Origin of the sequence: Geofilum sp. OHC36d9 (genome assembly GCF_052400685.1) — a bacterium.
Classification (GTDB): Bacteria; Bacteroidota; Bacteroidia; order Bacteroidales; family Marinilabiliaceae; genus CAZHHH01.
The window spans coordinates 108165-123371 of the sequence record NZ_JBQTGJ010000001.1 but is presented as its reverse complement, the minus strand read 5'-3'; the positions used below and the strand labels follow the sequence as shown (position 1 = coordinate 123371).

Annotated in this window: 7 protein-coding genes; all 7 read right to left on the bottom strand. The window is 36.4% G+C overall.

Going from position 1 to position 15207, the window contains the following annotated elements; genetic code table 11:
- Nucleotides 1-11: 11 nt before the first annotated feature.
- Entirely contained in the window at nt 12-854 is an 843-nt protein-coding gene (locus ACT3CD_RS00450) for a tetratricopeptide repeat protein (RefSeq protein WP_444641870.1), read from the bottom strand.
- A gap of 631 nt (nt 855-1485) precedes the next feature.
- On the bottom strand, nt 1486-4641 hold the full coding sequence (locus ACT3CD_RS00445) for a LamG-like jellyroll fold domain-containing protein (RefSeq protein ID WP_444641869.1): 3156 nt from the start codon (nt 4639-4641) through the stop codon (nt 1486-1488).
- A gap of 490 nt (nt 4642-5131) precedes the next feature.
- Nucleotides 5132-6769 carry a hypothetical protein gene (locus tag ACT3CD_RS00440; protein ID WP_444641867.1) on the bottom strand — a complete coding sequence of 546 codons (1638 nt, stop codon included), beginning with the start codon at nt 6767-6769 and terminating at the stop codon, nt 5132-5134.
- Nucleotides 6770-6781: 12 nt separating this feature from the next.
- Nucleotides 6782-9988: a SusC/RagA family TonB-linked outer membrane protein gene (locus ACT3CD_RS00435; protein WP_444641865.1), complete on the bottom strand. Its 3207-nt coding sequence runs from the start codon at nt 9986-9988 to the stop codon at nt 6782-6784.
- Nucleotides 9989-10006: 18 nt separating this feature from the next.
- Entirely contained in the window at nt 10007-11560 is a 1554-nt protein-coding gene (locus ACT3CD_RS00430; protein WP_444641863.1) for a fasciclin domain-containing protein, read from the bottom strand.
- 138 nt (nt 11561-11698) lie between these two features.
- A complete protein-coding gene (locus tag ACT3CD_RS00425) occupies nt 11699-13588 on the bottom strand; it encodes a fasciclin domain-containing protein (RefSeq protein WP_444641861.1) in 1890 nt (629 codons plus the stop codon).
- Between the two features lie 71 nt (nt 13589-13659).
- Nucleotides 13660-15207, bottom strand: a complete 1548-nt coding sequence (locus tag ACT3CD_RS00420) for a RagB/SusD family nutrient uptake outer membrane protein (protein WP_444641859.1) — start codon at nt 15205-15207, stop codon at nt 13660-13662.

Below are 15207 nucleotides of genomic sequence, written 5' to 3'. Positions count from 1 at the left end.
TAGCTTCCACGTTACTCCTTCAAACGACGTTGGGCATTGTCAAGTGCGACCTTAAGTGAAGCATTATTGGGATTTTTGCTCAAAGCTTTTTCAAGATAAGGAATGGCTTTACGATACTCCTGGCTTATTGCGGCTAACTTTTTAGTGGTATTTGAATAATCTACCCGACTGGGATTACTTAAAGACGCATACTTACGTTTTTCTCGCTCGTATTTCAAATCTGTTATTTTGCACAAAATAATTCCCATTTGTTCATTCCCTTGTTGGTGTTCAGGATCAACACTCAGCAGTTGTTCACCGACAGAAACAGCTTCATCGAGTTTTCTAAGCTGTGCATAGGCCATCATTTTAATGAAAAGTATATAAGAATCATTCGGAGAACCCTTCAAATATTTATCTGTATATTCGAGAGTACTGCCAAAATCATGGCTTTTATAAAAAATCGTTACCAAACGCCGATAGGCTGAATTTTTCTCCTCGGGATACAATTCAATAACTTTAAAAAGAGCATTTCTAGCTTCATCATATTTAGCGAGGCTTAAATAACTATCACTTAGACTAAAATATAAATTAACCGATACCATTTTAAGGGTTTCCATTCTCTCAAAAAGGGAAATGGCCCTCTCAAAATCCTTTATTTTATAATAATTAACACCAGCCCTATATATACACACAGTATCAAATTTTCCAGCATGCTCATATGCTTCAAATGCAGACAGATATAGCTGAGCAGCAGATGAAAAATCATCAATACTTTCGGCCATTATTGCATCACTTTTTATCACATCCGGATCCTGTCCATAAGTTAAAAATAGAATGTTAAAAAAAAGAATTGTCAAAAAAAGTTGTTTCATAACATCATTATTTTAAAAATTTTTGTTTAAAAATAATTATCTGTAAGACACCACGTACAAAATCGATCGAAGAAGCAATTGTAAGGTCTACAAAAAAACAGACCGAATATTGCACATCAGTGAATCGCAAATAGAATATGGTTCAAGCCTAAATTATTATTGATCGTGTTAAAATTAGCACAACTAACTTGTTCTAATTATTCCAAAAATTACAATTCATGTAATTATTTCGCACAAAAGATATTTTAACAAACATATATTTGAGTCTTTGATAGAAAGCAAAAACTCAAATTTAAAAACAAGAAAATAAAGTTTTCCAGGTATATCTAATCAAGATTAGGACAAATTTCGCTTTTAAGGAAACAATACCACAACATATTTTATACTAAATCAAATAAATACATCTAAAAATTAAGTCATTGAAATATGAAGGAAAATTAATCACTCATATGCAGAGTTTAAAAAATGCTCACATAACATAAGATTCATAAGTCAATTATGCAGGCATACCAAAAAGGACTTGCTAGTTAATTAATAACCTATAATAAATACACCCCCCGGATGACCCGGGGGGTGTAAAAACATTTATCTATTGTGACAAAATAGACACACATTGTCCAATTTAGAACTATTAATTAACCTTCATCACCTTAAAGACACTAACATCATTGCCCTCAACAATCCGAATCAGATACAATCCATTACTTTGTAAATTGATAACCTCTTCAGAAGATTGAAGTTGACGATTAATAATAACATGTCCAGTCATATCATAAACGGTTAATATGCCATGTTCACCATTGGATCGAATCGTAACATCTCCTTTAGTAATAGTAGGATAAACCATTACTGCATCTTTGTCTGCTACATCTTCAATAGAAGTTGATGTCAACGTAAACTCAATGGTGTAAGTCAACACTGTTTCGCCATCAGCAGCAGTGCTCACAATTGTAGCAGTACCAGGAATTTCTGGAGCCTGCGTCACTACAACTGTAGCATTTTCGTTTTTCGCTTGAGCTGCAATTAATGGCTCATAATCTGAACTTTCAACTTCAACAGTGTATTCAAAAACATCGGAAGCAAATCCCTCAAAGGGACTACCATCTAGATCAATATTTAGCAGAGTGGCATCTTCTGCCCCATCCTCAACAGGATATGAAGCAGAACGCTGAGCCACTGTAGCCTCGTCCATAACACCGGAATAGATGTTAAATTCTAGAATAGAGCCCTTCCATGAACTGTCGTAAGTATATCCACTTTTGCACAAGTAGGCAAATTCATTGCTCAGGTTGAATATTTTGTTGTCATCTGACAACTTAGAGCTAGCGATGTATATTCCATCTACAAATAAAGAAATAGAATCATTAGTAACGGTACTAACCATATAATGTGGAAGTCCATCTTCCAGCTCTATGGAGTTAACACCATTCTCAGCACCCCAAGGAGCCGAATAACTACCACAACTAATAGCAGTTCTGCTTTTATGTGAAAGGAATATGCCATCAACGCCATAATTGCTGGATGAGGTATTTCCAAACCATGAGATCATGCTATTGGCAACATTAACACCATCCCCTGCGACGAAATATACCTCGAGGGTAAATGAAGCATAAGTATTGATAGCGATACTATCAGCTGGAAGCGAAATATACTCTCCATCTTCATCGGCTACATACACCCCATTTTCGATTCTACCACCATTCAAAATACCATTCGCATTACCAACAACATCACTAGCTGTTCCATCAGCAAAAGTATATGAATGCTTCAATGTAAGCTCCGACTCAACAATATAGTTAATTGTATAACTCATATTCGAAGTACCCTGACTTACAACAATTGAAGCCGAACCTCTGTCTGAATCCAAAGTAACCAAGCCAGTTCCGTCAACACTTGCGGATTCGTCCTCAGGAGAAGCACTCAAAGTAAATGAAGTTGTACCAACCGGCAGAACCAAATCATATTGAGTTAAACCGGGAGTTATTGCAGGATATAACGTTCCTTTATCGACTGACAGTGTTTCAAGGTTCAGATTTGCTCTAGGGAACGATTCTACAATAGTTCCCCCTTTAATTAAACCGTTTACTCCATTACCGGTCCAGTCATAAGCCTGAGATGCATTGTTAAGATCAAAATTCCAGTACCCAACCAGTCCAGTTTCGTCTCCTTCCAACACACTATATCTGTTATCTTGAAGCGTTTGTAAGTCCAAAGAATCATTCCAAACTCTGACCTCATCAATGCTCCCTTTAAACGCTCTATTTTCTCCACCATTATCCCAACCAATAAACAATTCTCCAAAAGAAAAATCGAAAGGAGAGTTAGTTGCAGCTTCAGTATAGGCAGTTCCATCCAGATAAATTGTTCTTGATGAAGCAGTAACCACCGCGACAACATGATGCCAAACATCGTTAGATACAGAAGAAACGGTTACACCATAATCCCCTTCAATATTGGTCATCAGTCGTAACATATTGGATCCCTGCCAACTTGAAGCATATTGAATCCCTGCATTTCCCTCACTGGCACGATTATAAATCAAACCAGCATTATACGTCTGTACACCGTCTGGTTTTACCCACATTTCAATTGTATAAGGCAAAGTATTAAGTTGAAGGCCAGAAATATCAATATGACTTGAATTTCCATTATCACCTTCGAGCTGAATGGCATAATTTAACCCATCTGCTTCAACAATATTAACAGTATAACTATCATTTTCACTTTCATCAAATGAAATAACATTAATATTTGCCGTTGCAGTTCCGTTGGTTAAAGTAATTTCACCATCGCCATTAACAGCTGCCTGTGGGTAAGTTGGTAACCCGGTAATATTAACCTTCTGGGTGCCTACCGGAACAACAACACTGTATTCATGAATTTCTTTGTCAAAACTGGGGGATAAAGCTCCAATACTGGATGTAATCCCTGACAAAGTAGCTTCTGAAGTACCGTCGTCAACAAAAACACTCAAATAATATGAGGCAAAAGTACCATCAAGGGCAGTCACTTGAATTTCCACGTCTATACCATCGGTATTGAACGTCAAAACACCATCATCACTAATAGCCTCACCAAGCCCATCAAACATCTCAACCGAAGCCCCCATACCATTTGGAACAGCTTCTAAAGTCAAGGAGGTAGTACCATATGGAACAGTCATTTCATACTCTTGCACAGACGAATCAAACTCGGTTGTAAAAGAGCCAATATTTGTTGACAAACTTGCTAAAGAAGGATCAGAATTTGATGTAATTTCGAAAAGAGACACTGTTAATGAGTCTTTTTGTCCACTGGGATTATGGATGGTGGACCACATATTTAGTTCAGAAAAATCAGTGTGATTAAAGCCTGCGTCAGCATAAATCAGCAATGGATTTTCCATCTCCTCTGATTTAACCCATGTACTAAAAGTACCTTTCATAACATCAAGTGCAACCCACAAATCGTAAGTCTCCTCAGGTACAGGTATTAATAAATTGGTTTTGACGTGGCTATTCGAAATACCATCTTTTACGAGAATACCTGATTCGTAAAACACAACACCAACAACAAAGTCTCCCCAGACCTTTATTGAATCTTGGGACAATGTAAAAACAGCATCATAAACGCCATTTTCTTCTCCATCATGTAAAGTCACTTTTGAATGAATCAAATGTTTTCCTGTTAATGAAGGATCAATTACATTACAAGTATCTACAACCTGAGCATTTGCAGTTGATATTCCCAAAAGACAAAGCAATGTTATAAAATACCATTTCTTTAAAAGTAAATTTCTTGTTTTCATAGACAATTAATTTAATAAATGTTTTGGTTCATAAAACTATCCAATTAAAGCGTAAAATTATTTACTAAACGCCTGTAATAAATTGCACAAATTTGTAAATAGCTGTTAAAAAATCGACTTGTTCAACATTTTAAAAATTCCATAGTTTGTATTGTATCCCAAGCTATGTTTTACATACTGAAAAAACTCATTAAAGACTTTTTAACATCAATTATCAAAAGTTGAAACGTGTAAATTTTCTAGACTCCAACAGTGTGCAAATTATAATAAAACAAAAACGGATTTGGGAAGGGAAAATATTGAAAGCCGATCGGGTAAATAAAATAGGCCAAGCTAAAACCTGATTCTTGTTGCAAAGACTTCAGCCCAGCCTTTAAACAGGTCGCAAAAGGGGCGGAAAGCGTCAGGCTAACCATCCCCTTGCATATTTATATATAAGTCCTCAGATCTCGCTTCAAGCTAATTAAAAGACCAAAAATAAAAACAATAGTTAATTCAGTGGCAAATACCAGTTTTTTTCCTGCGAGAGTTTGGCTTCAATAACGTCAGCATTTGTATACTTTTTAGCCACTTTTTTGGCCAGATAATAAGGATCGTTTCTTCTTTTAGCGATACGTATTAAATCATGAAATCGGTTGCCTTCAAAGGCAGTCTCCAAAGCTAATTCTTCAACAATTTTATCTTCTACATAGAGAATTGAATCCGCTAGATTGGCTAATGAAGGGATCTTATAATCTTTAGCAAATTGGATGTTCCCATTTCCTCTGCCATGTATTCCAATAATATTAATTGAATTAGAATTTTCATACCGATTAAATTTTACATCTGCAAAATCCATATAAGTTGGCAACACTGCACCCTTTTCATAATCTGGCACAATGCTATCTACAGCCAAAGTATTAGCTGTCAGGCCGTTCTTTAGAACAGCAAAAGCTAAATTTGGTTTTCCGGCTCTATTAACAGCCTCAGCATACCGAAGATACAGAAGTCCTGTTCGGTAAATACAAACAGCCCATGAATCCTGAGTTGACATTCCTGTTAATTTAGTAGTTACCGGCCCAGTCACATTATCATAATATTGCGAATAAAAACCATCCTCATAAAAAGAGCTTTGGTCACCTCTTAAATCGCCTAATTTAAAGTTAGCACTGTTTTGGTAGTATGTTTGAGATTCCCAATTGTTAATAGCAACATTTGTTGGTGCCAGTTCATAATCGTACAAGAAAAGACTATCAAGTTTCGATTCATCTCCAAATTCAGAGGACCCGGCAATTAGAGTAATCTGCTCGGAACTTGTAAGATAAAACATAGATCGCCAAAAATTTAATGTACTTACAAATTCGCCATTAACGATAGTCCATTCTGACTTAAAAAAATCAGTAGACAAATAACTTTGATCATACATCAAATCGTAGTATGCCTTTGCCGCTGCTTCATAATTCCCCTGATACAAATACAAATCTCCCAACACAAAACGTACAGGAAAAAACAATTTTTCTGAACTAACAATATCATCGCCCAGTGAAATTCCCCCTGGTAAGGCGACAGCCTGCCAAGGCAATAAATCTTCGATTAAATGTGGCAGCAATTCTTCCAACGTATAATCAGGATAATCCTCTTGCGCAACCTGAAGGCTTGTAATAGGTTGCTCGTAATAAGTAACAACACCATAATTAAGGGCAATTTGCAGGTAAGTCCACGCTCGTATGGCCTTAGCTGCTGCAAATTCTTTGTACATAACCTTTTCACCCTTCGCAACAATTGAAGTATCAATAGTATTAATTAAATAATTACAATGATTAATAACTGCGTAATACTTTTTAACACCTACATAAGGATTACCCTCTGAAATATCAAAATCATATATTTCCTGAAGCGCCTGAGATGAATTTTCAGTAATTTCGAGCAAGTCGCCACGTAACTCTCCAAGAACCACATATGGTTCTGCTAACTCTTCCAATTGTTTAAAAATACCTACCATAGAATATATGGTATCATTAAGCGAGTTTAACTGATGATTCTCTTCGAGCAGAACACCATCATAATCTACATCAAGTATATCATCACAACTGTAGGCAACGAAGCCAACACAAAACAATCCAAGAGCAATTTTACGTATCAATTTCATAATTAAGTGCTTTTACAGATTCATCTTAAGACCGATCACAAAACTCCGTGCATTGGGCAACAGCCCAAAATCAATACCCTGGTACAAAACGGAATTGCCAGAAGACACTTCAGGATCAACACCCAAATAATTGGTCAAAGTCCACAGATTATTAGCAGCGGTCCATATTTCTAACGTTTCAAGAATCTGGCTATTTATAGGTATCTTATAATTCAGCTGAATTGATTTCAAACGAATAAATGAAGCATCTTCAATCCAGCGGTCAGAAAAACGAGCATTACCCATTGGGTCACCAAAAACAACCTTCGGTTGATTGGTTTGCTGCCCATCGGCAGTCCATCGATTTAACATTGCTACACTCTGGTTACTATAGTTTCGTCCAGATTCAAGAGTATACCGTTGATAATTATATACATCATTACCTGATGAAAACTTAAAATAAGCATTAAGTGTTAAATTTTTATATCCAATTTTGGAAGAAAAAGAACCATAAAAATCCGGATTCGGATCCCCAATAATTTGCTTATCTTTTTCATCTATAACACCATCTCTTTCTTGATCAACAAAAAGAATATCGCCAGCACTAAAATAAGTTACACTTCCATCAACAGAATTAACCTGACTTAAATTAGCTTCATTCGCATCATTCTGAGTAACGAGAACTCCATTTGTTTTGTATCCGTAAAAAACCCCAACCGGATTTCCAACAGCAGTTAAAATTTCAGCATTATTAAAGGAAGTAATAAAACTTCCGTTAGGTAGGCTTGTAATTTCATTTTGATAATGCCCGATGCTAGCGTTAAGCTCCCACTTAAAATGTTTCTGGTTCAAAACTTTCCAACGAAAGGCCAACTCAGCACCCTTGTTATTCATTTCTCCTTCGTTATTCCAATAGTAGCCATCACCAACTATATCAGGATAGGATCTTTGTACTAACAAGTCGTTTGTATTATTATTATAAAGATCAACAGACAATCCCAATCGATTATTAAATAAATAAGCATCCAAGCCAACATTATATTTATAGGTGGTTTCCCATTGAATTTCGGAATTAGCAATACCCCCAAGTATTAAGCCATTAGCTCTGTTCATAAACTTTGAAGAAACAAAATATGCTTGAGCAGCATAAGGACTAATATCATCATTCCCAGAAATTCCCCATCCTGCTCGCAACTTCAAATGATTTAATATTTTCGTATCCCCAATAAAATTTTCAGAAGATATAAGCCACGCAAAATTAACCGACGGAAAAACGCCCCAGCTTCTATCAAAAGCGCGAAAACCGCCTTTTGTTTCATTTCCAAAACGGGAAGATCCATCAACCGCTAAGGAAGTAGTAAGAAAATACTTATTGTTCAGATTATAGTCTGCATTTATATATGTTGACAAATATTTACTATCATTATTAACACCCATAGTCGATTTATACTCCTCTTCGTTAAGAAGATTGCGCTTCTGATCGGAACCTGAATTGTGCCCTTCGCCATACTCCAATCTATAATTATCCACCAAATACCGCCACCCCAAAGTGGCATTAATATGGTGCTGATTATTTATGACACCAGAAAAAGTAAGCTGAGTATCATCAAAAATAGAGATACTTCGTATTATTTGTCCTTTAAAAACATTTTCAGAAAGCCCATACCCTTCGATATAACGGGTGGCAACACCTGTCATAGGACTATAATAAGTTTCCTTAACCTTATCTAGCGTATAGTCGAAAAGTGAACTAAGCTTGAGTGTTGGAGTAATAATAAAAGAAGGTTTCACGCCAAAATTAAGACGATATTGATTGTTGGTATTTAATGAATTATTAATAATGGCCGAAGGATTACCGATACCGAAAACATCAGCATCTTCATAATCTGACGTCAAAGTTCCGTCTGGAGTATAAGTATATGGACTCAAAAAAGAAGATTTAATCAACGCAAGATAAGTTGGCGAGGTATAAAAGGAAACCCCATCATCCAATAAATTTCTATCTACATTGGTAAATCCTATATTCAATCCCATATCAAACCGTTCAGTCAAATCAAAATCGGCATTAAAACGAGTATTCAGGCGTTCCATATCAGTACTTTTAACCACGCCATTTTCGCCGGTATAACCAAGTGAGAAAAAATAGAGAGCTTTCTCATCACCGCCCGTTACATTAATATTATAGCTCTGTAAAATCCCTGTTTTATAGACTTCATCATCCCAATCGGTAACATTGTGATACTTGTTATATTCTAAATACGAAGGATCATCATTCAAAAATGGCATGCCTGCAATTTCATTATTTGAAAATTCAGAGGTTCCAAGTAATTCAGTTAGATAAATTCGATACTCATCACCTGACATCATTGGGATACCTTTGTTTGGTTTTTCAGAGATACCTCCAAAAGCATTGAATTCAATCTTGGTTACCATATCCTGCGCTCTTTTTGTCTTAATAAAAACAACGCCATTAGCACCTTTACTTCCATAAATTGAAGTGCCGTCTTTCAACACGGTAACGCTGCCAATATCATTTACGTCAATATCAGCAAGCTTATTTCCAAAATAGCCATAGTGAAGTGATGCCTCATTATAATTCATATTCCAAATAACGCCATCCACAACAAAAAGCGGCTGCGAATTTGCATTAATGGAATTAAAGCCCCTAATAAACATCGATGCACCAACACCTGCTAAACCTGACCTATTCGTCGATTTCACATCACCACCAGCATTCTTCTGTAATAAATCTTCGATCGTAATTGCAGGAGATTTTGAAATATTTTGTAATTGGTAGGTGGATAGCGGATTATGAGAAGAACGAACATGTCCGTCTAAACCGTCGTTTGTTTTATACCATTCCAAAAAAAAGTCTGGATATAATTCAACCTCCAGAAAATTACGCCCCCTAACGGGGACTTCCTGCAATTTATAATCAAAAGCCTTTATCTCCAGCACCTCATTCCCCGAGGTAACCGCAATATTTAACTCCCCATTCTCGTCTGAAGTACCAGCAGCCAATGAATTGATAGTTTTAACCTGCACTGCAGGTATTGGCTTCTTTGAGTAAGCGTCACGTACAACAATTTTCACCAGACTCAGGGAATCGGGTATCTCATTTTGTCCCATAACCAAATCTGGAGATCGGAGTATCCCTATGGCCAAAAGCAGTACAATCAACTTGTATAACACAAAAGATTTTGTAGTTTCCACTAATTCAATATGTCTATTCATTATCATCCTGTAAATATTTATAACCTATTCTTCAACGGGCTCTAATATAATGCAGTCGATACTCATTGTACGACTGAAATCTCCAGCACTTTCTTCAGCTATGGTTACATCATTTGTCACTTGTAACGTCACTGCAACATCTTTAAAATCTTCATCAATCACATTTGCATAATCAAAATCAATTTTAGTAACAAACATTTTCGTAAGCTCATTGATATTGGTGACATTATTATCAGGAGTTACTCTTAAACGAGATGTTCGACCTGTTGTCGTGGTTACATATACCAATTGAAAAGACGTCTTGGTTGGTAACAAATTATTTGGATCAGCAATGGAAGGTGGAACAAACACACAATACACATTGTATTTAGCCGACAAGGTATTTGGTATTGCAAACGTCACACTTGAACGGGCAAAATTACTTGTTGAAGAAGGCTCTAGCAAAATATATCCTTTTTTTGAAACGTCAATATCCGACCCTAAACTGCTCCCATTAATAATATTATTATTTGCATTAGATCTTCCTTCTTCATTTTCAGCTTCGACCCTTATTTCCCGAAACCAGGAAAGGGTATCCGGATAGGTAAACTCATTGATATAGTAACCGACACCATTACTTAAATTATGCTGTTGCGCACCAGCAAACAGGTACGAAGGGTTGTAAAATACATTTCCATTGGTCGAAACCAATGAATCGAGAGAAAGAGGGTTCGAAATTGTGTTTCGGAATACCAAATCCTGTACGATAGCCCATCTTGAAAGGGACTCACTTCGTTTCGACCCGCCGTAGATTTCAGGGACATTAAAATATTTAGCTGTTTTATTATAAGCCATATTCCAGGCATTATTATTCAATAAAACAGCAGTATATATGCTATCTTCATCATCCAGAGAACCTAAGGATTCAAGAAATAGATTTTTACGTATAAATATAGAATCATAAATAGGGTTACCATCTTCATTAATTCCAATTTCAACACTTGATTCGGCATCAAAAATGGATTGATCCAAGCCGTACAAATATGATTTTAATGAATCCATATTTTCAGCATTCCCAATATATTCCCAAATATTAAATTGGAATGGATTGTATTGATCAATAATATGCACGAGTCCATTCTTAGCCCTGACATTAGACTTAATGAGATGTGCATTTCCATAAGTCACTTGTCCGGATTCGGTTTTGCCAAAATCAATATATTTTCCATTTAGCAAACCGACCTGTTTATTGTCGATACCAGATGTTGAATAACTCCCTCTGGCGATATGGTTTTTGACAATGGTCTCTGCTGCGATCTTATCAGTTAAATCAATGTCAGCCAGGCTACTATTTTCCGGGGCCCATACAGTATAACTCTGGGACGCATTAATAATAGTATCATAACCTGAAATTTCGAGCAATTTTGCAAAGGTGGCCAGATCTGATTGCGACTTGATATAATCATACAAAGAATAATCAGGCAGTTCATCCGACTCCCCATAATAATGCTTATCCCACTTATCATCGCAACTAGAAACAAAAACGATAAATGCCAATAGCAATGCAGACAAAATTGTATTATGAAAAAGGTGATTCATGAGTTTATATTTTTTTTGTAAAGTCCACATAGAATTCTCATAGAATTAAAAATAACTGTCTGATATAAAAAACTTAAATCCATTATCTTCAGCACCCGATCAATTCGTAGAGCTGATTCTTTTCAATAACTATTAAAATTAATCTACACCTTCAAATTCGAGCACTTCAATAGGAACAAACTCCAGATAATCAAACATAAATTCTCCTTCACGTGCGGCCCTGACAGAGAATACATGATTATCATCTTTAGTAAAAGTAAATATGCCTAAAATACGACGTAATGCAGAAGGGCTCATCCGTGCTGATGATCCACTATACCAGGATTCCTGGATAACTTTAAAACTTGAAGGCGCTTTCATGTACCCTCTGTTCCGCATCATTTTATCGTTCTCATAACCATATAGGTCAGAGGGATCAAGGCCGGGCGTCTGGTACCCTATTTTAGCGTTGCTGGCAAGCAAGCGTAAATCCAAAGGGATACCACAAGGCTGTCCATCCCAATATAACTGAGCAGCGCCTCTATTTCCGGTTGGTTGGTAGCCAAACCTAACCTCATAGGTTCCAGCGGGAATGGGAGGTGTTGTGATTGAAAAATCGTATAAACCTTCAAGAAAAACCTCATCCCCTTGATAATCAAGGAAACGATCATCAGAATTAAAATAGCCAAACTGAGTTGTTTCAGAGGTTTCCACGCGTTCAATATAACCAGCTGGAAATTTCCAACTTTCAGATGGATAAGCCGGGCTACTACCTTTATATTTTTTCCCAACTCTAATATCATTATTCCGAAATTCCGGAAAAAAACTGGCAGCATCCATTCTTATCCTTTTACTGGTAAGCATTCTTTCAACATCTGTAGTATAGGCCAAAATACCATCAACTTCATGAAAAACACCATTAACAGCAGGATTATCCGTTCTACCATCTACAAATCGCACGGCCGACCCAGATTCTTCAACCATGTTAAACACATCATATTCGTTACTGACCCGATGGGTTCGCACTTCCATGAGCGTATAAGGACACATGGTTTCGAGATACTCATACATATCGTATGATTTGATGGAATGAGATGTACCACTAGCCGATCCGGTATTGTCATAAGCTTCAATAAAAAACTCCCGAGGAATTTTTCGATTCAATAAATGATAGGCAACAAACCGATTTAAACTATTCTTTCTGTCTGTTATATCTGTTATGTCGGCATCTTCAGGATATACAAGATCATAAACCCCTTTAGCATAACCTTTTAAATCCTCAAGATTATTGATTCCATTTGCAGCATAAGTAGCATCACTTTCAAGAAGTGCCGTAAAACCATACTTACGTTTATGCGGTACTCGCAAAATGCTCCCAATACCATTTGTTTGACCATCATACTTATCAAGTAAATCGAGAGGTGGAGAATAGGAGTAATCTTCAATTAATTCCAGTTCCTCATATAATTTAGTTTCAATCAATGCTTCATAAAACAACTTAAAATTTCCGTCCGCCCGAATTGCTTCAATCAAAGTATTATCGGTAGGCGAAATAACAGCATCAATTGTGTGGATAATTCCGTTATGAAGCTCAATATCCCCATCAATAATTTTGGCTTCTTTGTTAACAATGAACGCCACCCCATTGTCGGTTGATTGGAAACTAATTTCAATACTTCGTCCGTTCATTGTCAGGTTAGACAAAGAACCTTCGCTAAAATCCCCAGAGGGGATGGAAAAATCTTTTATAAGATGATTGTAAACTATTATTTTAATAGAGTCGAGTGAAAAATCAGCCAAAGAGCTTTTTCCTCTATGCTCATAAAAATCAAACAAAGCATCGTTAGTAGGCAAAAAACAGGTATAGTCGCCATACGCATTCAATAATCCCATTACCTTAGTAGTATCCAACATATGCTGAAATTCGGAATATTGTTCAGGACGCGCAGAAATATATCCACCCACAGTCTCTCCTGTAAAAGTATAATAACTGTCGCCAACATCGTCGCTATCGCATCCTGGAAGAAACAGCAAACATGTTAATAACATAATAGTAAGCTTCATAAAACTTATATAAAAAAAGTGATGAAAACGCGTATTTTTTTTCATGACAAATAATTTTACTTTGTTATGGAACCGCTTTCTATCTCATAAAACGGATTCTGTTCCAGCTTTGGATTAGAATTGAACTCATCAATATGAATTGGTAAATAAAGCGCATCCATAACTGAAAGTTTAAGATTCTGTGTTCCAGAGCTGCTGTATTTTCTAATTACATAATTAGACAACTCTTCAGGTGAGTTCTCTCTACGGGCCAGACGCATCAAATCAAACCAACGCTTGCCTTCAAACATTAACTCTCTCTGGCGTTCCCTTAATACAAGATCCTGCATTTCTTTCTGAGTATTGTAGGTCGTAAGCAGTAAAGAATCTTGTCCGGTAGAAATATTTGAACGTAAATAAGTAGTATTTACCAACTTTAAGGCTTCCTTATAATTTTCAAGTTGCACCAAAGCTTCTGCTTTCAACAACATAATGTCCGAAAGGCGATAAACAATCCAGTTAGAAGTACTACTCCCGTAAACATAACCAAAAACATTTTCTCTAACTTCCTGACGTAATGCCCCAACGTATTTAAAGATATTGTAGTTTTCGCTGAGTACATTTATCAAAAAATCATATCTGCGTAAATCATCTTCACTTTCAGTACCAGAGGCAGTGGTTAGATTAAAAATTCTATAATTTCCATTAATAAGAACATAAGGAAAAGCCCAATAACCAATCGGATCCGAATAAGTACCATAATATTTATCAACAATATTATTATTCTGAATGTCTTCATCAAACTGCAATTCGAAAATACTTTCAGAAGAATTGCCCGAGTAAAATACACTTTGTAAAACATTCTCTCCCTCTTCTAATTCCAGGTTACTGTCGGAAATTACTTTATCACAATACTCCACACAACTGGCGTAATCCTCTTTCCAGATATAAATATCAGCCAAAAGAGCCCGAACAGCCGACTTCGTAATTCGGCCCTTCGATAACAAATTAGTATCAAATTGATCTCTGGCATATTTTTCAGCAAATTCAAGATCCTGAATAAGATTGTCGAGAATAATTTCTTCGGACGATTTAGCAAGACTGTAATCCTGGTTGTCAGAAATACTCGCCTCAGTAATCCAGGGTACTTCTTTAAAAGTTCTCACCAGATAAAAATAAGATAGTGCCCTTATAGTCAGAACTTCTGCTTTCAACGAATTTAAATCAGATTGAGTAAAATTTGCATCCTTTTCCACAACACCAGGGGCATAATGCAAAAAAGTATTACAGTAATTAATAACAGTATAAAAAGGGCCCCATTTAACATACCCGTTATTGCTAGATATATCACCATTAATCAACTTCCACATATCTGTTGGCATATCTGTATTACCAGTGCTCACAACATTATCTGACCGTAATTCACCCCACACCAATACCCGTTCCATAAAACCATCTTCAATCATGGCACGGTAACAGGCTGCAAGCACCTCATTAACTTCGCTCTCGTCCTGCCAGAAATCTTCCAGAACAATTTCGCTTTCGGGTCGTAAATCCAACCAATCGCTACAACTAGTCAAAAAAACGAAACCGGACAATATAAGAGTTGATACTATTTTTTTCAT